20 protein-coding genes and 1 pseudogene are annotated in these 19,511 nt (G+C 74.9%); 16 read left to right on the top strand and 5 right to left on the bottom strand.

The window, feature by feature from the left end; genetic code table 11:
• Window positions 1–74 precede the first annotated feature (74 nt).
• The 5 genes from ACFUMH_RS12690 to ACFUMH_RS12670 all read left to right on the top strand — a co-directional run bounded on the left by ACFUMH_RS12690 (window position 75) and on the right by ACFUMH_RS12670 (window position 3,076).
• Window positions 75–788, top strand: a complete 714-nt coding sequence (locus ACFUMH_RS12690; protein ID WP_378205774.1) for a hypothetical protein — start codon at window positions 75–77, stop codon at window positions 786–788.
• 26 nt (window positions 789–814) lie between these two features.
• Entirely contained in the window at window positions 815–1,027 is a 213-nt protein-coding gene (locus ACFUMH_RS12685) for a hypothetical protein (protein WP_378205771.1), read from the top strand.
• Window positions 1,028–1,151: 124 nt separating this feature from the next.
• The gene (locus ACFUMH_RS12680) at window positions 1,152–1,826 is read left to right on the top strand and encodes a LuxR C-terminal-related transcriptional regulator (protein WP_378205768.1); all 675 of its coding nucleotides are present in this window, start codon (window positions 1,152–1,154) and stop codon (window positions 1,824–1,826) included.
• A gap of 60 nt (window positions 1,827–1,886) precedes the next feature.
• A complete protein-coding gene (locus tag ACFUMH_RS12675) occupies window positions 1,887–2,705 on the top strand; it encodes a hypothetical protein (RefSeq protein WP_378205765.1) in 819 nt (272 codons plus the stop codon).
• Window positions 2,702–3,076 (top strand): hypothetical protein, encoded by a 375-nt coding sequence (locus ACFUMH_RS12670; protein WP_378205762.1) that lies wholly within the window; start codon window positions 2,702–2,704, stop codon window positions 3,074–3,076. The genes ACFUMH_RS12675 and ACFUMH_RS12670 overlap by 4 nt, the downstream gene beginning before the upstream one ends.
• A 66-nt stretch (window positions 3,077–3,142) precedes the next feature.
• Here the strand turns inward: ACFUMH_RS12670 and ACFUMH_RS12665 are convergent, their stop codons facing one another.
• Together ACFUMH_RS12665 and ACFUMH_RS12660 are read right to left on the bottom strand one after the other, a co-directional pair.
• Complete coding sequence (locus ACFUMH_RS12665) at window positions 3,143–3,793, bottom strand: NAD(P)H-binding protein (RefSeq protein ID WP_378205758.1); 651 nt, start codon at window positions 3,791–3,793, stop codon at window positions 3,143–3,145.
• Window positions 3,793–4,686: an SDR family oxidoreductase gene (locus ACFUMH_RS12660; RefSeq protein WP_378205755.1), complete on the bottom strand. Its 894-nt coding sequence runs from the start codon at window positions 4,684–4,686 to the stop codon at window positions 3,793–3,795. Before ACFUMH_RS12660 ends, ACFUMH_RS12665 begins: the two co-directional genes overlap by 1 nt.
• 108 nt (window positions 4,687–4,794) lie before the next feature.
• Between ACFUMH_RS12660 and ACFUMH_RS12655 the strand changes: the two genes are divergently transcribed.
• The gene (locus ACFUMH_RS12655) at window positions 4,795–5,808 is read left to right on the top strand and encodes a glycoside hydrolase family 113 (protein ID WP_378205752.1); all 1,014 of its coding nucleotides are present in this window, start codon (window positions 4,795–4,797) and stop codon (window positions 5,806–5,808) included.
• 7 nt (window positions 5,809–5,815) lie between these two features.
• Here the strand turns inward: ACFUMH_RS12655 and ACFUMH_RS12650 are convergent, their stop codons facing one another.
• Entirely contained in the window at window positions 5,816–6,097 is a 282-nt protein-coding gene (locus ACFUMH_RS12650) for a hypothetical protein (protein WP_378205749.1), read from the bottom strand.
• A 139-nt stretch (window positions 6,098–6,236) separates the two neighbouring features.
• Between ACFUMH_RS12650 and ACFUMH_RS12645 the strand changes: the two genes are divergently transcribed.
• On the top strand, window positions 6,237–6,653 hold the full coding sequence (locus ACFUMH_RS12645; protein ID WP_378205747.1) for a VOC family protein: 417 nt from the start codon (window positions 6,237–6,239) through the stop codon (window positions 6,651–6,653).
• A 6-nt stretch (window positions 6,654–6,659) separates the two neighbouring features.
• Here the strand turns inward: ACFUMH_RS12645 and ACFUMH_RS12640 are convergent, their stop codons facing one another.
• Complete coding sequence (locus ACFUMH_RS12640; protein WP_378205744.1) at window positions 6,660–7,682, bottom strand: S66 peptidase family protein; 1,023 nt, start codon at window positions 7,680–7,682, stop codon at window positions 6,660–6,662.
• A 139-nt stretch (window positions 7,683–7,821) separates the two neighbouring features.
• Here ACFUMH_RS12640 and ACFUMH_RS12635 point away from each other — a divergent pair, with 139 nt between their 5' ends.
• The 5 genes and pseudogenes from ACFUMH_RS12635 (at window position 7,822) to ACFUMH_RS12615 (ending at window position 11,206) form a co-directional block, all read left to right on the top strand.
• Window positions 7,822–8,700, top strand: coding sequence for a dihydrodipicolinate synthase family protein (locus ACFUMH_RS12635; protein WP_378205741.1), 879 nt, complete (start codon window positions 7,822–7,824; stop codon window positions 8,698–8,700).
• Window positions 8,701–8,762: 62 nt separating this feature from the next.
• The gene (locus tag ACFUMH_RS12630; RefSeq protein ID WP_378205738.1) at window positions 8,763–9,389 is read left to right on the top strand and encodes a hypothetical protein; all 627 of its coding nucleotides are present in this window, start codon (window positions 8,763–8,765) and stop codon (window positions 9,387–9,389) included.
• 17 nt (window positions 9,390–9,406) lie between these two features.
• Window positions 9,407–9,945, top strand: a pseudogene (locus ACFUMH_RS12625) (TraG/TraD/VirD4 family protein).
• Window positions 9,942–10,442: a DUF4913 domain-containing protein gene (locus ACFUMH_RS12620; RefSeq protein ID WP_378205735.1), complete on the top strand. Its 501-nt coding sequence runs from the start codon at window positions 9,942–9,944 to the stop codon at window positions 10,440–10,442. The pseudogene ACFUMH_RS12625 and the gene ACFUMH_RS12620 overlap by 4 nt, the downstream one beginning before the upstream one ends.
• A 416-nt stretch (window positions 10,443–10,858) precedes the next feature.
• The gene (locus ACFUMH_RS12615) at window positions 10,859–11,206 is read left to right on the top strand and encodes a hypothetical protein (protein ID WP_378205732.1); all 348 of its coding nucleotides are present in this window, start codon (window positions 10,859–10,861) and stop codon (window positions 11,204–11,206) included.
• Window positions 11,207–11,646: 440 nt separating this feature from the next.
• On the opposite strand, the gene ACFUMH_RS12610 is transcribed toward ACFUMH_RS12615, so the two are convergent.
• Window positions 11,647–12,915 (bottom strand): alpha/beta fold hydrolase, encoded by a 1,269-nt coding sequence (locus ACFUMH_RS12610; RefSeq protein WP_378205729.1) that lies wholly within the window; start codon window positions 12,913–12,915, stop codon window positions 11,647–11,649.
• A gap of 95 nt (window positions 12,916–13,010) precedes the next feature.
• Here ACFUMH_RS12610 and ACFUMH_RS12605 point away from each other — a divergent pair, with 95 nt between their 5' ends.
• The 4 genes from ACFUMH_RS12605 to ACFUMH_RS12590 all read left to right on the top strand — a co-directional run bounded on the left by ACFUMH_RS12605 (window position 13,011) and on the right by ACFUMH_RS12590 (window position 19,507).
• Window positions 13,011–13,382, top strand: a complete 372-nt coding sequence (locus ACFUMH_RS12605) for a DUF3817 domain-containing protein (RefSeq protein WP_378205726.1) — start codon at window positions 13,011–13,013, stop codon at window positions 13,380–13,382.
• Between the two features lie 52 nt (window positions 13,383–13,434).
• A complete protein-coding gene (locus ACFUMH_RS12600; RefSeq protein WP_378205723.1) occupies window positions 13,435–17,349 on the top strand; it encodes a TM0106 family RecB-like putative nuclease in 3,915 nt (1,304 codons plus the stop codon).
• 140 nt (window positions 17,350–17,489) lie between these two features.
• Window positions 17,490–18,902 carry a glucose-6-phosphate dehydrogenase gene (locus ACFUMH_RS12595; RefSeq protein WP_378205720.1) on the top strand — a complete coding sequence of 471 codons (1,413 nt, stop codon included), beginning with the start codon at window positions 17,490–17,492 and terminating at the stop codon, window positions 18,900–18,902.
• A complete protein-coding gene (locus ACFUMH_RS12590; protein ID WP_378205717.1) occupies window positions 18,899–19,507 on the top strand; it encodes a hypothetical protein in 609 nt (202 codons plus the stop codon). The genes ACFUMH_RS12595 and ACFUMH_RS12590 overlap by 4 nt, the downstream gene beginning before the upstream one ends.
• The last annotated feature ends 4 nt before the right edge of the window (window positions 19,508–19,511 follow it).

Here is a 19,511-nt window from a genome sequence, read left to right as displayed (position 1 = left end):
CCCGGGAGGGGGGTGCCGGGCCGTCGTCGTCCCGGAACGCCGGGGATGTCCGACCCGGCGGCTACCGTCGCGGCATGTTGGCGCTGCGGGTGGCCGTGGCCGTGGCGATCGCCGCGGCCACCGCGGTGCTGCTCGCGGTCGACCGCGAGGCGGTCGTGCCCGCCGCGTGGCGCGCCGACGCGAACCTGTGGGCGACGTGGGTCGCGGTGGTGGGCGGGTTCGTGGCGAGCGTCGACGCCGCCGTGCAGGCGCACCGCACGCGGCGGCTCGACGCCGTGCGCGCGCCCGCCGGCAAGCTGCTGCTCGCGGCGCTGTACGAGGTGCGGGACGCGACGGGTCTCGACCTCGACAACCTCGGCATCGCGCTCTACCGGCGCGGGTGGACGGGCCGGCTGCACACGGTCGAGGCGACCCGCCGGCTGCTGAGCCCGGCGCACTCGGGCATCCGCTGGCGCGTCGGCAAGGGGGCGATCGGGTGGGCCGCGCGGACCGGCGAGGAGGTCTGCATCGACCTGGTCGAGCTCGACCGGCTGTGGGAGCGGCTGGGCGACCTGCGGTGGGCGCGGCTGCCCGCGGAGGAGCGCCTGGGGCTGACCCCGCGCGACATGCGCCGCGCGCACGGCAAGTACGCCGTCGTCCTGGCGTCGCCCGTCTTCATCGGCTCGAAGGTCGTCGGCGTCGTCGCGCTCGACGTCACGAACGCCTCGAAGGCCCGTGTGTACACGGACGAGGTCCGGCGCGCGGCGTCCAGTGCGGCGACGGCGGTGAGTGGCATGATCGGGAGTTGAGACCATGTCCAGGAAGGGCGGATCCGATGCCTGGTCGTGACGACCCCGACCGTGAGCGGCCTGGCCGTGAGCAGGCCGGTCGTGAGCAGCCCGGCCGTGACGAGCGCCTCGTCACGGTGGCCCCGCCGCTCGGCAAGGGCGGCGTGACGGCGTCCTACGTGGCGCGCCTCGAGCAGCTCGGGCTGCCCCAGGCGCAGCTGCGCGAGCTGCGCGCGCGCGTCGAGCACCGACCCCGCTGAGTCGGCGCGCCGACCCCGCGCCCGCAGATGTCCCAGCCCCGCCGCGCACCCGCGCCGGGTGATCCCGGGCGCCGCGCGCGCCCGGAGGCGGGTCGCACGATCGGGGCACGGGTAGGGAAGGCGTGTGAGCGGCGCGCCCGGGACGTCCACCGACGCCGAGCGGCGCGGCAGGGTGACGGTCTCCGCGCCACCCGGTGCGTCGCTCGCACCCGCGCTCGTCGCTGCGCTGGCAGCGCGCGGCTGGCAGGTCGACGCGGCGACGGGTGCGCCCGACGGCGCAGCCGTCGGCCGCAGGCACGTGGTGGTGGCCGAGGACGACCTCGGGTCGGTGCGGGTGCACCTGCCGGCAGGGCTCGGCCGGCCGGGCGTCGTCGTGGTGGCGTCCCTCCGGTCGATGCCGGCGGTCGTGCCCCTCGTGGTGCGTGGCGCGCTCGTCGTCGACCGGACCGCGCCGTTCCTCTCCCTGCTGCGGAGCGTGGAGGACGGGCTGCGCGGCGGCCTCCGGGGCGATCCCGAGGCGGTGCGCCGCCGGGTCGCCGAACGGGCGGCGCTCGACCGGCTCACCGCCGCGGAGCGCGCGACGCTGCGGGCGCTCGTCGCCGGGACGTCGGCCGCGACCATCGCCACCGAGACGCGTCACTCGTTGCACACGGTGCGCAGCCACATCCGCTCGATCCTCGCGAAGCTCGGCGTCGGTACGCAGCTCGCGGCGGTCGCCCTGGCGCACCGGGCAGGCCTCGCTCTGCACGAGCACGGCGCGGTGCGCAACCCCGATGTTGGGGATCCCCTTGCCCCGTGACCTCGGCAGCGTGGGCGGGGACGGGCCGGACCGTCCGGCCGACGTCCGCAGGGGGGCATGATGGGCAAGTCACCGAGCATCCAGGACCTGGAGAACCGCGAGAGCGAGTTCCGCGCGTACCTGCAGCAGCTCGAGCAGCAGCTGGCGACAAGGGCGCAGGGCGCGCAGAGCGCGCTCGACGCGGAGGTGCAGCAGTTCTACTCGTCGAGCGGCTTCACCGACGCCGTCGACATCACGTCGGGGCAGAACTACGACTTCATGCAGGAGCAGTCGTTCAGCTTCGACAACCTCAAGACGATCATCGACGCGATCTCGCAGGCGGTGTTCAGCGGTAGGACGCCGCCGGCCGGCACGAAGGTCGACCAGAAGGGCGTCGACGACGCGAGCAAGGCGCTCGGGCCCGAGGTCGGCGAGATGGCGAACCTCGAGCTGTACATCGCGGGTCAGGTTTTCGACGTGCTGAGCAACGTCGTCCTGAGCTTCGGCTCGTCGAGCGCGCTCACCTTCGACACGAACATGCAGAACAAGCCCCTCGGGTACGGGCTGCAGCTCTTCGCCGCGGTCAGCGCCGACAGCTACCGGTCCACGTCGTTCTTCAAGGACGAGTACATCTACGAGTACCTGTACCTGTACCGCGTGCGGTTCTCCGTCCAGCAGGCGCAGTCAGAGGTGAAGCAGGCGCTCGTCGAGCTGTACCAGGACCAGATCACCGTCTTCAAGCAGCGCGAGGAGGACCTCCTCACGCAGCTCGAGTCCGGGAAGCTCTCGGCCGCGGCGTACACGACGGCCAACAGCGCGTTCGACGCGCTCATCGCTGCCGCGGAGCAGAAGATCGACGACCTCAAGAAGGTCGCCGCGGCGCAGGGAGGTACCCGATGAACGTCGCCGTGTCCGTCAAGAACTCGACGGTCTACACCCCGACGCTGTCGGCCGTGACCGTGACCGGGGCCCAGTGGGTCGACCACCTCGCGCTAGCCGTCGGGCAGTCGATCCCCCCTGACGGGCAGGTCGCGGGCCTGCTCGACGCAGACGTGCCCTTCACGGGGACGGTCGTCGTGCGCTTCGGCTTCGTCGCCCCAGGGCCCGCCGGCGCGGACGTCACGCTGACGTTCCGCGGCACCGAGCTCGACGGCCGCCCGCTGTTCAGCTACGACTGGCAGGTCAGCACGGTCGGTGCGTTCCCGGGCACCGACGTGCTCGTGGGCGTGGAGGGCAACGACCGCACGCTGCTCCTGCTCATCGCCGACTAGCGGGAGCGCGACGCCCCGGGCCGGTCCGCACGGACCCGCCCGGGGCCGTCGTCGCGCGTGCCGTCGTCAGCCCGCCGCGACCGCCTCCTGGATCGTCTGGTCGCCCGCGACGAGCTCCCACTGCTTGCCGACGCTCGCCGGCTCGGACAGCGCCGCCGCGATCACGCCAGCGACGTCCGCCCGCGACACCTGCCCGCGCGGCACGCTCGTGCCGAGCAGCACCCGCCCGGTGGCAGGGCCGTCCGTCAGCCCGCCGGGCCGGACGATCGTCCACGCGAGGTCGGACTCCCGCAGCGCCGCGTCGGCGTCGCGCTTCGCCTCGACGTACGCCGTCCAGACGTCGCCGGCGTCGCCCGGCACCGGGTCGTCGACGCCGATCGCCGACACCTGCACGAACCGCTGCACGCCGGCGCGCTGCGCGCCGTCGATCGACTTGAGCGCCCCGTCGAGGTCGACCGTCTTCTTGCGGTCGGCGCGCCCGTCGGCACCGGCGCCGGCCGCGAAGACGACCGCGCCCGCACCGGCGAACGCCGCCGCGAACGCGTCGGCGTCCTGCGCCTCGATGTCGAGCAGCCGCGGCTCGACACCGGGCCCGGCGAGCTCGTCGACGTGCTCCTGCTTGCGCACGAGCGGGATCGCCTCGTCACCGCGCGCGACCAGCACGGTGATGAGCTCGCGCGCGACCTTCCCGTGCCCGCCGACGATCGCGACGCGCATCAGGCCAGCTTCCCGCCGGTCGCGACGATGCGGTCACCCGTCACGTAGCTCGACTCCTGGGAGGCGAAGAAGACGTACGCGGGCGCCATCTCGGCGGGCTGGCCGGCGCGGCCGAGCGGCGTCTCGGAGCCGAACTGGTCGACCTTGCCCTCGGGCATGGTCGCCGGGATCAGCGGCGTCCAGATCGGGCCCGGGCAGACCGCGTTGACGCGGATGCCCTGCTCGGCGAGCTCCTGCGCGAGGCCCTTCGTGAAGTTGAGGATGCCGGCCTTGGTGGTGGCGTAGTCGAGCAGCGCCGGGCTGGGCTCGAACGCCTGGATCGAGCTCGTGTTGATGATCGCGGAGCCGGGCTTCAGGTGCGGCAGCGCGGCCCGCGTGATCCAGAACATCGCGTAGAGGTTCGTCTTGAAGACACGGTCGAGCTGCTCGGTCGTCACGTCCGCGAGGCCGCCGGGCTGCGCCATCTGGAAGGCGGCGTTGTTGACGAGGATGTCGAGGCCGCCGAGCGCGTCGACGGTGCGCTGCACGAGGTCGGAGCAGAACTGCTCGTCGCGGATGTCGCCGGGGATCGCGAGGGCCTTCCTGCCGGCCTCCTCGACGAGGCGGACGGTCTCCTGCGCGTCCTCCTCCTCCTCGGGCAGGTACACGATGGCGACGTCGGCGCCCTCGCGCGAGTAGGCGATCGCGACCGCGCGGCCGATGCCGGAGTCGCCGCCGGTGATGAGCGCCTTGCGGCCCTCGAGACGCCCGGAGCCGCGGTAGGTCTCCTCGCCGTGGTCGGGGTCCTTCGGCATGTCCTCGGTACGACCGGGGTGCTCGATCGTCTCGCCGGACTGGGTCTCGGGGCCGGGGTACTGGGAGCGGGGGTCCTGGTTCGTCGTCTGGTCAGCCATGCATCCCATCGTCGGGAGCGGGGCACGAGGCCGCACGTCGAGCGGCGTCCTGGACTTCCTTCATCGATCGAATAAAGTGGCGGCGACGACGAGGTCGAAGGAGACGACGTGACGGGGACGACGACGGGGACGCGCACCACCACGACCGACGGGCCGGACGTCGGCCTGCTCGACGGGTACGCGGCGGGCATGACGTGGGGCTGGACCGGCGGCGGCCGCGGGCACTGGACCGGGCCGGACGCGGACGCGTCGATGGACCTCATGGTCGGGCGCCTCGGCGTCACGTGGGTGACCCTCGCGTTCTCCGCCCTGCAGGACACCGCGCAGTCCACGACGATCGCGTGGCGCGACGCCCCGACGCCGACCGACGACGAGGTCCGCGCCGGCATCCGCGCGGCCAAGGAGCGCGGCCTGAAGGTGTGCCTCAAGCCCGTCGTCAACGTCCGCAACGGCACGTGGCGCGCCCACATCAACTTCTTCGACGTGGACGTGCCGTGCGAGCCCAAGTGGGGCGAGTGGTTCGCCGCGTACACCGAGTTCCAGGTGCACTACGCCCGCATCGCCGCCGAGGAGGGCGTCGAGATGGTGTGCGTCGGGTGCGAGATGGTGCAGACCGACCGGCGCGAGGACGAGTGGCGCGCGCTCGTCGCCGCGGTGCGCGAGGTCTACCCCGGGCTCGTCACCTACAACTGCGACAAGTACCAGGAGACGAACGTCCGCTGGTGGGACGCCGTCGACGTCGTCTCCTCCTCCGGCTACTACCCGGTGGACGACTGGGAGGCGCAGCTCGACCGCATCGAGGCCGTCGTGCGCCGCGAGGGCAAGCCGTTCCTCTTCCTCGAGGCCGGCTGCCTGAGCCGCACGGGCTCGCCCGCGCTGCCGAACGACTGGGCCCTGCCGGGCGAGCCGTCGGGGGAGGCGCAGCGCGAGTGGTACGAGGCCGCGTTCGCGGCGTGCGCGCGGCGCGACTGGGTCGGCGGGTTCATGCTCTGGGACTGGCCGACGCGGCTGTACGCCGAGGCCGACGCGGCCGCGAACGACGACTACTGCCCGTACGGCAAGCCGGCCGAGGCGGTCATCCGCGCCGCGTACGCCGAGGGCGTCGCGCGGCGCACGCTGTGACGGCGGGTCAGTCGGCGGCGGTGGTGCTGCCGGTCGTGCCGCCGGCGCGCCGCCGACGCCCGAGCGCGAAGCCGCCCGCGCCGCCGAGCAGCAGGACGCCCACCACCACCAGCGCGGCACCGAGCCGCCACGGCGCCGGACTCGGCGCGTACATCGTCTCGCTCAGCGGCGTGTAGGCGAACCAGCCGAACGACACCGTGCCCGTGCGCATGCGCAGCACCCCCGCCACGACCATCCCCGCGCCGAGCAGGGCCGCCACCACCGTCCACGTGCGCTCGCGCCTCGTCACGGGCGTGATCCTGCCCGTCCGGGACCAGCGGGGTCACGCGGCGCGCGGGTCGGTGCGTGCGGACCCTCGACGCGCACGCCCGCGCGGGCCACGCTGGAGGTCCGGCGCGACCGTGCGCCGGACGGGGGAGGGGGCGGTTGTGCAGATCCGGTTCGTCGCGGGGTTCGGGCCCGTCACGCAGGACGCGGAGGCGGCCGGTGCGTTCTGGGCCGACGCGCTGGGCATCCGGTTCCGGGAGGCGGCACCCGGGTACTTCGCCAACGACTCGCTCGCGGGCATCGGCACCTTCGCCCGGTGGCCGCTCACGCAGGTCGCCGAGGCGACGTTCGGTTCGCCGGACTGGCCCGTCGAGCACCCGGTGCCGCAGGCGTGGCTCGAGCTCGACGTCGCCTCCGCGCAGGAGGTCGCCGACGCCGTCGCGGAGCTGCGCGCCGCCGGCCACGAGGTCCTCGTCGACGCCCACGACGAGCCGTGGGGCCAGACCGCGGCGCGCGTGCAGAGCCCGGAGGGGGTGCTGGTCGGCATCACCTACACGCCGTGGATGCACCAGCGCTGACGGGCCTCAGACGAGGCGCTGCTCGATCCGGGAGCCGCCCGCGGTGTGCGTCACGCGTGCGAGCGCGCCGTTGACGAGGGCCAGGTGCGGCGGGAGGTGGCCGCAGTCGACGTCGCCGAGGACCGGGATGCCGAGGTCGCCGAGGGCGTGCCGCGCCGCGTCGTGGTGCGTGTACCCGGGGGCCTCGGTGCCGCGCGTCCGTCCCAGCAGCACCGCGGTCGCGTGGTCGAACCAGCCGGCGTACCGCAGCCCGAAGAGCCGACGCGTGACCTCGGCGACGTCGGAGCCGGCCGACTCGAGGTAGACGACGAGCCCCTCGGGCGCGTGCTCGCGCGCGAACCGGTCGACGTCGCCGAACGGCGTCCCCGCCAGGTGCGTCACCGTCTCCAGGCACCCGCCGACGAGCCGGCCGGTGACGTCGACGTCGCCGTCCCCGTCGACCCGCGTCCACCCGCCGGGCGTGCCGAGGTCGAACTCGTCGACGCCCGGGTCGGTGGCCCAGTCGTCGAACCCGTCCGCCCGGTACGCGGGTGCGGCGCCCTGCACGAGCACCGTGCCGGCGGGCGCGGCGGCCACCTCGTGCCACGCGAGCATCGGCGCGGGGACGCGGTACGGGGTGTCCATGAGGTTCTGCCCGTGCAGCGTCGCCACCCCGGTGCGCAGCGTCAGCGGCAGCAGCAGGGTCGAGACGTCGGAGAAGCCGACGAGCCACGTCGGGTCGGCCGCCAGCGCGTCCCAGTCCAGCCGGTGCAGCAGGTCGATCGCGATCTGCCCGCCCCACGGCGGCACGACCGCCCGCACGTCGGGGTCGGTGAGCAGCGCCGTGAGCTCCGCGGCCCGGAGGTCGGGCGGTGCGCTGGCCAGGCCGTCGACGCCCATGACGTCGCCGACGCGCGTCCGGTACCCGAGCGTGCGGACACGGTCGAGCGCGACGTCCAGCCGGGGACGCAGCTCCGGCGGGACGCCCGAGGACGGTGCCGTCACGCCGACGACGTCGCCGGCGACGAGGGGACGCGGGTAGCGGATCACGGCGCCAGTCTGCCGACACGGGTCTGCGGCCGGGGACCGTGCCGGCGGAGACGGTGCCACCGGCGGTGCGGACCATGGGATCGTGTCGGCGCGCCGGGCCTGCCGGCGCCCCGACGCGAGGAGCCCCATGTTCGCCGGCGTGAGCGCCTTCCCCCTCAGCCCGTCCGCCGCCGACGGCGTCGACGTCGACGCGCTCGGCCGGCTCGTCGCGGCCGCCGTCACCGCCGGCGTGGACTCGGTCGGCGTGCTCGGCTCGACGGGCGTCGGGCCGTACCTGGCGCGGGACGAGCGGCGGCGCCTGGTCGCGCGGGCGGTCGCCGAGGCGGGCGACGTGCCGGTGCTCGCGGGCGTCGGGACTCTGCGGACGTCGGACGTGCTGGCGCACGCGCAGGACGCGGCCGACGCCGGCGCGGCGGGGCTGCTGCTCGTGCCCGTGTCGTACCAGCCGCTCACCGACGACGAGGTCGTCGGCCTCTACGCCGACGTCACCGCGCGCGTGCCGCTGCCGCTGGTGGTGTACGAGAACCGCCGGACGACCTCGGTGGCGTTCACGGACGACCTGCTCGCGCGCGTCACGGCGCTGCCGCACGTCGCGGCCGTGAAGGTGCCGGGCGCGCCGGGGGACGTCGCCGCGGTGCGCGACCGCCTCGCGCACCTGCGCACGCTCGTGCCCGCGCACGTCGGGGTCGGGATGTCCGGTGACGCGTTCGCGGCGACCGCGCTCGCGGCCGGGGCCGACACGTGGTGGTCGGTGCTCGCGGGCGTCCTGCCGGTGACGGCCGTGCGGCTGGCGCGGGCGGCGCGCGACGGGGACGCGGCGACGGTCGCGGCGCTCACGGACGCGCTCGCGCCGCTGCTCGCGGTCGTCGGCGAGCGCGGCGGCGTGCGGGTCGCGGCGGCGCTGGCCGAGCACCGCGGGATCGTCGCCGGGCCGTGCCTGCCGCGGCCGCTGCTGGGGCTCGACGACGCGGACCAGGCGACCGTCGTCGCGGCGGCCGAGGCGGCGGAGCGCGTCTGACTGCGGCGCGCCGTCAGGCCCACCGGTCGAACAAGCGGGACGTCGTCTACGCCACCCGGGACGTGCGCGCCGAGCGGGAGCCGGTGTGGGTGCTCGACCCGCAGGCGATCGCCAACGAGGAGCCGACCTGGTGGTGGAACCCGCTGAGCTACGTGACCGGCGAGGTCCGCGCCGCACGCCTGTCCGAGCACTTCGCCGCCGGCTCCCGCGACCCCGGCGCCTGCACCGACGCCTACTTCGACCCGGCCGGCCAAGACCTCCTGGCCGGACTCCTGCTCGCCGCGGCGCTCGACGGTCGACCGATCACCGACGTCTACACCTGGCTTACCCGCCCGACCGACGAGACCGCGGTCGACGTGCTGCGCGACCACGGCTTCCCGCTGACCGCCGACCAGGTCGCCGGCTTCGTGGCGGCACCGGAGAAGCAGCGCGGGGGAGTGTTCGGCACCGCCCAGCAGATGGCCTCCTGCCTCACCAACCGCCAGGTCGCCGCCTGGGTCACCCCCCAGGGCCCGGCCGACACCCGGCCGCAGTTCGTCCCAGGCGACTTGTGCGCGTCGGCGGCGGCACCCTGTACTCGCTGTCCAAGGAGGGCCGCGGCACCGCCGGCCCGCTCGTCACCGCCCTCACCGTCGCAGTCGTCGAGGCAGCCGAGGAGCTCGCCGCACGCTCCTCCGCCGGGCGGCTGAGCACGCCGCTGCTCGGGGTGCTCGACGAGGCCGCGAACGTCTGCCGGTGGAGCGAGCTGCCGAACCTCTACAGCCACTACGGCTCCCGCGGGATCGTGCTCATGACGATCCTGCAGTCCTGGCCCAAGGCGTGGAGGTCTGGGGCGAGGCCGGCATGAAAAAGCTCTGGTCTGCATCCAACGTCAAGGTCTACGGCGGCGGCGTCAGCGAGAGCGCGTTCCTCGAGGACCTGTCCCGCCTCACCGGCGACTACGACCGCCTCGCCTCCTCCACCTCCATCGGGCGAGGGCAGCGCACCGTGTCCCAGCAGCTGCACCGCGAACGGATCCTCGACGTCGCCGACCTGGCCCCGATGCCCAAGGGCCGCGCCGTCGTCCTGGCCTCCGGCGCCCGCCCCACGCTGATCCGCACCCAGCCGTGGATGACCGGCCCACACGCGGCCGCGGTGCGCGCCTCGATCGCCGCGCACGATCCGCAGGCCGACCGCACCATCGGCGACGCGCAGAGCGAGCTCGCGGCCGCCGCGGCCATCGACGAGGTGCAGGAGGCACCATGACCGACTGGGGACAGGACGAGTACGACCGGGGCGGAATCGAAGCTCAGCCGGGCGAAGTCGACGACGCCGAACTGGCCTCTGCCGGCGGGGCCGCGGCAGGCGGCGGGGCCACGCTGTACTTCGGCTCGGTCGACGAGTTCGTGCGCGAGTACCTGCGCAATGTTTACCGCCGCCGCATCGACGGCCGGCACCGCTGCTGGACCGGAGAGCGGTGGCGCTATGACGAAGCCGTCATCCGCCTCGAAGCGCTCTGGCGCGCCTGGGAGCAACTGCGCCTGGACCCCGGCACCGGAATGAGCGTGTGGTGGCGTGACCACGCTGACCACCACATGGCCGTCCTGATGGACCCCGAAGGGCCGTTCGCGGGGGCGACGGACGGGGAGGCGAACACCTGTAAGCGAGGTGAGCCGCTGCCGTACGTTGCCCCGCCGGAGGGTATGTGTCCTCGACGCGCGATCGTGACCGTGTCAGGGCAGCCGGTTAGGACGTGTGCGTGAGCGATCGACGGATCGTCAACCTCTGAGCCGCACCGGCCTGCGGTCAACGCATCTGGGCTACTTGAGTGAACATGACACTCGGCAGGGTCGGCCTATGACTTCTCGCATCTACAGTCAGCGACTGTTGTTGGCGGCGAATCAAGATGGGGACGACGTGCGACACAGAGCCAGCCGCTCGGTCGGCAGCCGAAGGTTCCGTTTTCTGACCATCCTGACTGCGGTCGCTGTGGCAATGGCGGGTCCACGAAATAGCCACCGGAGCTACCACTCACGGCCGCAAGCACATCCAGAAGTTGCAAGATTCTCTCAACGGCCTCGAGAAGTGGCTTGAGCGCAACCTCGACGGAGACTATCAGGACCGGCTAGTCGCCCGAAGCCTGGCCGATGAGATCAAGCAGCTACTGGGAAGATGACCAATGACACAGCCCAACGAAGCTTTCATCTGGAATCTCGTCCATACCTGGCCCAAGCTTGACGGCGTAGTCCGGTATAACCAGGAGGAAGCGGGAGGTGCGCTACTGCCGCACCTGGTGCTCTCGGATGTCATGAGATGGCTGGCGGATCACTTGAACGACGATCGCGAAGAATGCGAAGCGCTTCTCGCCTGGATGGGCCATCAGTATGATGCAGCGAGCGACGGCGTCAAGGATCTCATAGCAGTGAGCGGAGTAGAGATGCTTCCGGATCCTGACGAACCCGGCGGCGCCGAGTTACGTGCCCTATTGCCACCCAACTTGCGCGAACTTGATCCATGGCTCATTTAGCAGCGAACGGTAACGGCCCGAAGCTGCTGGCACTTTCGCCGCGGCGCTCGGCGCAGAGGTTGCAATAAGCGTTATCGGCACCATCGGCCGCAACACCCGAGTGACGCGCGTCTCACAGCACTCGTCCTCATCACTAGCGCGCTTCTATTCTCGGCCAGCATCCAACTGAGGACGAGCTCGCACGAGACGAGCGAGTAGAGCGTCACGTAGCTTCGGGTCTTCACCCAAGCGCCTATAGGCCCTGTCGAGCCCTGCAGAGTGAGTCGCGCAGGCTGCCGACAACTTACGCTATGACAGGGCGCCCCGTGTTGAGCGTTTGCCTCGCCTCGTGTTCTGAATCGTCAGCAGGCTGGACGACTTCCCAATCGGCGGGTGGCTTGACTGCGCTAGCCGTCCACTCCGCTGGCGTGAGCCGGGGGACGCGCGGTAGCGGCGGGACGTCACGGGCGCCGCGTCGTCGCGCGCACCACCGCCGTGACCGCCGTGCCCACGTGCCGCGACGGGCCGCGCCGCGGCAGGTCGGCCAACCGGCCGGCGAGCGCCGGCAGGCGGTGCGCCGCGCCCACCGCGGCCGCGTGCGCGACGTGGAGGGCCGCGCGCCGGTGCGTGTCGAGGGCGCTGTGGCCGGTGCCGGCGAGCGGGACGAGCGTCGCGTCGGGCGCGGTCGCGACGACCCGCTCCGCGACCGGGCGCGGCGTGCGCAGGTCCCGCTCGCCGGTCACGACGACCACGGGCCAGGGGAACGCCGCGACCGCGGCCGGGAGGTCGAACGGGTCGGCGACGGCGGGCGTCCCGTGCCGGGCGACGTGCCGAGCGGCGGCGTCGGCGAACGCGAGCTGAGGGTCGAGCGGCAGGCCGTCCGGCGGCAGGTCGAAGCCCACCTCGCCGTACATGATCCCGGCCACGAGGTCCGGCTCCATGACGTACGGCTGCCCCGACCCCTCGGTCTCGCCCGACCCGAGGCACGCGATCCGGTCCCACACGGCGCGCAGGCGCCCGGCCCGACGCGCGAGGAGCAGGCGGTGCAGCACCTCCGGGCCTGCGAACTCGTGCACGACCTGCACCACGTGCGTCAGCTCGGCCGCCGGCACGTCGTCCGCCAGCGCGCGCACGGCCGCGGCGACGGGCGCGAGCGCCGGGTCGTCGCCGTCCCACAGCAGCCGCCGGCGGTGCGCGCGCGCCGCCGCGAGGTCGTCCGCCGGGGCGTGCACGGGCGAGTCGAGGACCATCGCGGCGACCCGATCGGGGTGCCGGGCGCCGAACGCCTGCGCGACGTAGGAGCCGTAGGACGCGCCGTGCAGGACGACCCGGTCGACGCCCGCGTCGTCGAGCACGGCGGCGAGGTCGTCGACGACCGCGGCGACCGTGACGGCGGCCGGGGGCAGGTCCGCGCCGGACGTGTCTCGGCGGGAGAGCCCGACGCCGCGGTGCTCGACCATGAGGACGTCGAGCCCGCGGCGCGCCGCGTCCGCCCGCAGGCCCGTGTACGGCCGCACCGACGCGAGGCCGGGTCCGCCCGGGAGCACCAGCACGGGCGGCGCGTCGCCGCGGGGCCCGCTGCGCACGTACGCGAGCCGCAGCACCGCGTCGTCGCGCCCGCCGCCGACGGGCCGCTCGACCGTCCGTCCCTCCCGCGCGAGCAGCTGCTGCGCCGCGCGCGCCGTCCCCGCGTCCCTCGTCCCGCGCTGCTCGGTCCCCTGCTGCGTCATGCCCGCCGCAACGGGCGACGACGGGGCGAGGTTCCGGGGGACGCCGCGCCGTGGGGCACGATGGGGGCCCGCCCCCGACCCGCAGGAGCCCGCGCATGCCCACGCCCGTCGACCGCACCGGACGCGCCTTCGCCGTCGTCGCCCTCGTGGAGGCGTTCACGTGGGCCGGCCTGCTCGTGGGGATGGTCCTCAAGCACGTCACGCACACGACGGAGCTGGGAGTGGCGGTGTTCGGGCCGCTGCACGGCGGCGCGTTCCTCGTCTACGTGGCGGTCGCGCTGGTGGCCGCGGTGCGGCTGCGGTGGCCGTGGTGGGTGACGGGTCTCGCGCTCGCGGCGGCGGTCCCGCCGCTGGTGACGCTGCCGCTGGAGCGGTGGCTGCGCCGCACGGGCCGCCTCGCGCGGCCGGTCGCGACCACGTCGGACGACGGCGACGCGACGCGCGCGACCACGCCCGTCGGCGCCTGAGCCGCGCGCCGGCGGCCGCGGCGCTGTCGGTGCCGGCACGTAGCCTCGCCGTGTGATCCTGCTCGACGACGGCACCCTGACGTACTCCGCGAGCGACCTGACGGCCGCGGCGGAGTGCGAGTTCGCCGTGCTCCGGGCGCTCGACGCGCGGCTGGGCCGCGGCCCGGCGGTCGTGACGGACGCGGACGCGATGCTCGCGCGCGTGTCGCACCTGGGCGACGAGCACGAGCGGCGGGTGCTGGCGCAGCTGGTCGACCGGTACGGCGTGTGGCGGCCGGGCGCCGGCGGCGGCGTGGCGGCGGTGCCGCGCCCGCGGGACCCGGAGTCGCGTGCCGATCTCGCTGCCGCGCAGGCCGCGACGCTAGACCGTGTCGCCGGCGGCGCGGACGTGCTGCACCAGGCGGCGTTCTTCGACGGCCGCTTCGTGGGCCGCGCCGACTTCGTGGTCCGCGAGCCCGGTCCCGACGGCGACGCGTGGAGCGTGCGGGACGCCAAGCTGGCGCGCAACGCGCAGCCGACCGCGCTGCTGCAGGTCGCCGCGTACGCCGACCAGCTCGACCGCGCGGGGCTCCGGGTCGCGCGCGACGTGGTGCTCGTGCTGGGCGACGGCGCCACCGCGACGCACGCCGTGAGCGACCTCGTCCCGGTGTACCGCGAGCGCCGCGCGCGGCTCGAGGAGCTGCTCGACGCGCACCGTGCCGGCTCGGCGCCCGTCGCCTGGGGTGCCTCCGACGTCGTCGCGTGCGGCCGCTGCGCCCTCTGCGTCGCCGAGCTCGAGGCGCGCCGCGACCCCACGCTCGCCGCGGGCGTGTACGAGCGGCAGCGGGCGCTGCTCGCCGCCGCCGGGATCACGACGGTCGACGCCCTCGCCGCCGCACCCGACGACCTCGCGGTCGACGGGCTGAGCCCTGCGCAGGTGCAGCGGATGCTGCGCCAGGCCCGCCTGCACGTCGAGCTCGAGGCCCGCAACGCCGACCCGGCGCACCCCACCGACGTCCCGTGGGCCGTGCCGCACCCCGACCGGGTCGCCGCGATCCTGCCGCCGCCGAGCCCGGGCGACGTGTTCTTCGACTTCGAGGGCGACCCCCTCTGGTACGACGCCGCGCTCGCCGGCGAGCCCGACGCGTGGGGCCTGGAGTACCTGTTCGGCGTCGTCGAGGCGCCCGAGGCCACCGGCGCCGAACCGCGGTTCGTGCCGTTCTGGGCACACGACCGCCGGCAGGAGAAGGAGGCGCTGCGGGCGTTCCTCGACTACCTCGCCGAGCGCCGTCGCCGCTTTCCCGACCTGCACGTCTACCACTACGCCGCGTACGAGAAGGTGGCGCTGCTGCGGCTCGCCGGCCGGCACGGCGAGGGCGAGGCGGAGGTCGACGGGCTGCTGCGCGAGGGCGTCCTCGTCGACCTGTACGCGGCCGTGCGCGCCGGGGTGCAGACGGGTCAGCGGTCGTACTCGCTGAAGAAGCTCGAGCCGCTGTACATGGCGCAGGGCCGCGGCGACGGCGTCACGAACGCCGCGGACTCGATCGTCGAGTACGCCGAGGCGGTCGCGGCGCGCGACGCCGGCCGCGGCGACGAGTGGCGGGCGCGCATCGACGCGATCGCCGAGTACAACCGCTACGACTGCCTCTCGACGCTCGGCCTGCGCGACTGGCTGCTCGCCCGGATCGGCGAGGTCGGGCTCGCGCCGCAGCGCGCCGCCGTGCTCGACGAGGAGGCCGCCGCGCGCGCCGCCGAGCTGGGCGAGGCGGACCCGCTGGAGGACGGCCTGATGGCGGTGGCCGGGCCCGGTCCGGGGGAGGGCGTCGTGCGGCCCCCCGGCCGGCAGGCCGTCGCGCTCGTCGCCGCCGCGCTGCGCTACCACCAGCGTGAGGACAAGCCGTACTGGTGGGGGCACTTCGACCGGCTCTCCGCGCACCCGTCCGACTGGGCGGAGCGCCGGAACGTGCTGATCGCCGACGACGTCGAGGTGCTGCAGGACTGGGCGGTCCCGGCCGGGCGGCAGGTGCCGCGCCGCGTGCTGCGGATGGTCGGGCGGCTGGAGCCCGGCAGCGACCTGCGCGCCGGCGCCCGCGCCGTGGGCCTCTACGACGCGCCGGTGCCCGACTGCATGAAGACCACGCCCGACAGCCCGCGCGGCTGGTGCGACCGCATGACCGTGCTCGAGGTGACGGCCGTCGAGCGGGGCGGCCGCGTGCGCGACGCGCTCGTCGTCGAGGAGACGCGGCCCAAGGTCTCCGACGCCTTCGACGCGCTGCCCATGGCGCTCGCCCCGGCCGCGCCCATCGGCACGCAGCCCCTGCGCACGGCGATCCGCGCGCTCGCGGAGGACGTCGCGACGGCGGTGGGCGTGCGCGTCGACGCCGTGCAGGTCGAGGCCGTGCCGACCGATGCGGTGCCGGCCGACGAGGCGGGCGACGTGCGGGTGCCGGCGCGCGCCGTGCTCGACCTGGCCCGGCGCGTGCCGCCGCGCACGCGCTCCGGAGCGCCGATCCCGCCGCTCGACGACCCCGCCGACGCGGTGGACGTGCTCACGCGGGCGCTGCTCGACCTCGACGACTCGTACGTCGCCGTGCAGGGCCCGCCCGGCACGGGCAAGACGTACACGGGTGCGCGCGTCGTCGCGGGGCTCGTCGCGCGCGGGTGGCGCGTCGGCGTGGTCGCGCAGTCGCACGCGGTGGTGGAGAACATGCTGCGCGGCCTCGCCGGCGCCGGCGTGCCCGCGGACGCGATGGCCAAGAAGGCGCCCGGTGCCTCCGACGGCCGCACCGCCGACCCCGGGGCGCCGTGGACGTGGGTGCCCGACAAGGGCTTCGGCGCGTTCTGGGCGGCCCACCCCGGCGGCGGCGCCGGCACCGGTGCGGTGCTGGGCGGCACCGCGTGGGACCTCGCGAACGCGAACCGGCTCCCCGAGCGCCCGCTCGACCTGCTCGTCGTCGACGAGGCCGGGCAGCTGGCGCTCGCCACGACGTTCGCCGTCGCGGGCGCCGCCCGCAACCTCCTGCTGCTCGGCGACCCGCAGCAGCTGCCGCAGGTCAGCCAGGGCACGCACCCCGAGCCGGTCGACCGCTCCGCCCTCGGGTGGCTCACCGACGGGCACGACACGCTGCCGCCCGCGCTCGGCTACTTCCTGCCCGTCACGCACCGCATGCACCCGGCGCTGTGCGCCGCCGTGTCGACGCTGTCCTACGAGGGCCGGCTCGAGGCCGCGTCCGCCGCGGCGGCCCGGCACCTCGACGGCGTCGCGCCCGGCGTGCACGGCGTGCTGGTCGAGCACACGGGCAACGCGGTCCGCTCGCTCGAGGAGGCCGACGCCGTCGTGCGCGTCGTCCGCGACCTCGTCGGGCGGACCTGGCGCGACCCGTCCGCGCACGCCGCCGCGCCGGACGCCGACGGGCAGGCTGTCGACGGGCAGGCTGTCGACGGGCAGGGCGTCGACGGGCAGGCTGGCGATGGGCAGGACGCCGTGACGCGCCCGCTCACCGCGGACGACGTGCTCGTCGTCGCGCCGTACAACGCGCAGGTGTTCACCGTGCGGCAGGCGCTCGACGCGGCGGGCCTCACCGGCACGCGCGTCGGCACGGTCGACAAGTTCCAGGGGCAGGAGGCGCCGGTCGTCGTCGTCACGACCGCGGCGTCGTCGCCCGCGCAGGTGCCGCGCGGCCTCGACTTCCTGCTCGACCGCAACCGGCTGAACGTGGCGGTCTCCCGCGGGCAGTGGGCGGCGTTCGTCGTCCGCAGCACCCGGCTCACGCACACCCTGCCGCGGCGGGCCGAGACGCTCGAGCGCCTCGGCGCGTTCATCGGCCTCACCACGCGCAGCGTCGTCCCGGTGCCCGGGCCGGCCGGCACCGTGCTGCCGCACCCGCACCCGCACGCGGACCAGCACCCGCACGCGGACCAGCACCCGCGCCGCGGGGAGGCGCCCACGCCCGACGCTGCCCGCGCGCCGGCCCCGGCCGCGACGTAGCGTCGACAGGGTCCACGACCCGACCGACGCGCCCGACCGCGCCGCCCCACCGAGCCGACGACCGCGCCGCCGACCGGCGCCGCAGGTCGGCCGCGGGCCCGCGGACCGGCGCGTCGCCCGACCGTCCGGAGATGGTGCCCGTGCCGACCGACCGCCCGCTCGTCCTCGTCCTGCACGGCGCCCGCGGCGACCTGTCGCGGCGCATGGTGATCCCCGCGCTCGCCACCCTCGACGCGCGCGGCCTGCTGCCCGAGCGCTGGTCGCTCGTCGGCACCGGGCGCAAGGACCTCGACGTCGAGGAGTTCCGCGACGTCGTGCGCGAGTCCCTCGACGAGTTCGGCGACGACGAGTCCCGCCACGCCCTCGACGACGTCCTCGAGCACGTCGCCTGGTGCCGCGACGTCAGCCAGGAGGAGGACGACCCGGGCACGCTGCCCGACGCGCTCGCCGACCTGCGCGAGCACCTCACCGGCGACCGGGACGGCGACGTGCTCGTCATCCACTACCTCGCGGTGCCGCCGGAGTCGTTCGTGCCGCTCACGCGCGCGCTCGGCCGGCACGGCCTCGCCGAGGGCGTCCGCATCGTCTACGAGAAGCCGTACGGCACGTCCCCGGAGTCGTTCCGCGAGCTCGACGCGGTCGTGCACGAGGTCTTCGAGGAGGAGCAGGTCTTCCGCATCGACCACTTCCTCGGCAAGGAGGCGACGCAGAACCTGCACGTCTCCCGGTTCGCGAACGAGCTCATCGGCGCCTCCTGGGACCGCCACCACGTCGCGCAGGTGCAGATCGACGTCCCCGAGACGCTGGACGTTGACCAGCGGGCCGAGTTCTACGACGCCACCGGCGCGGCGCTCGACATGCTCGTCACCCACCTGTTCCAGGTGGCCGCGCAGGTCGCGATGGACCCGCCGGCGGGGCTGCACGCCGACGACCTCGCCGCCGCCCGCGAGGACGTCATCGCGTCGTTCCGGCCGCTCGACCCGCACGAGGACGTCGTGCTCGGCCAGTTCGAGGGGTACCGCGACATCGAGGGCGTCGCGGACGGGTCGATCGTCGACACGTACGTCGCCGCGCGCCTGTGGGTCGACACGGACCGCTGGCGGGGCGTGCCGTTCCTGCTGCGCACCGGCAAGCAGATGGCGGGGTCGGCGCAGCAGGTCACGCTCGTCCTGCGCGCGCCCGACCACCTGTTCGGCGAGGACGTCGGCCCGAACCGGCTCGAGGTGTCGCTCAAGGGCGGCGGCGAGGTCCGGCTCGTGACCACCGTGAAGAAGCCCGGGCCGCACCTGGAGCTCACGACCGGTACGGTGCGGCTCTCGCTCGACGACGTGCCGGGCACGTCCCTGCCGCCCTACGCGGGGCTGCTGCAGGACGTGCTCGTCGGGGACCGCACCCTCTTCACCACACCCGCGGGCCTCGACGCGGCGTGGCGGGCGTTCGAGCCGCTGCTCGGCGACGACCGGCCCGACCCGGTCCCGTACGCGCGCGGCTCGTGGGGACCCGACGCGGCCCGCCGCCTGGCGGAGCCGCACGGGTGGGTGCTGGGCGAGTGACCACGACCGACGAGCGCGAGGACGGACCGGTGGACGAGCGGGTGGACGTGCAGGTGGACACGCAGGTGGACACGCAGGTGCAGGAGCACGACGCGCAGGGCGCGCCGGCGCCGGACGGCCCGGTCGACGTGGCCGCCGAGCTGGAGGCGGCGGGCAGCGTCGAGGAGGCGTTCGACCGCGTCCGCGAGCGGCTGCACGCGGAGGAGGCGCGCCTCGCCGCGGAGCTCGAGCGCAACGACCGGGAGGCCCGGGCGGTCGTCGACGCGACCGTCGCCGCCGTCAAGGACGACCTCGCGACGCAGGCCGACCGCGTGCGCGCCGCGATCGCGGAGCAGCGCGAGGCCGTCGTCGAGGAGGCGGGGCGGATGAGCGCGGAGCTCGACGCGCAGGCCGACGCGGCGGCGCACTCCATCGACGACGCGGCCGACGGCGAGGCGCCGGCCACGGACGACGCGGTCGACGGCGGCGGGGTCGAGCACGCGACCACCGGCGGCGACGACGAGCCGACGGGCACCGAGGTCACCGTCGAGGACGGCGAGGTCACCGAGGTCCGCACGGAGGACGGCGACGCCGACGCGGCGCCGGACGCCGACCGGCGCGCCTGAGGTC

Source organism: Cellulomonas sp. NPDC057328 (genome assembly GCF_042667215.1).
Taxonomy (GTDB): Bacteria; Actinomycetota; Actinomycetes; order Actinomycetales; family Cellulomonadaceae; genus Cellulomonas.
Note: the sequence above shows the minus strand (reverse complement) of the source record. Positions and strands in the feature narration are given on the sequence as shown.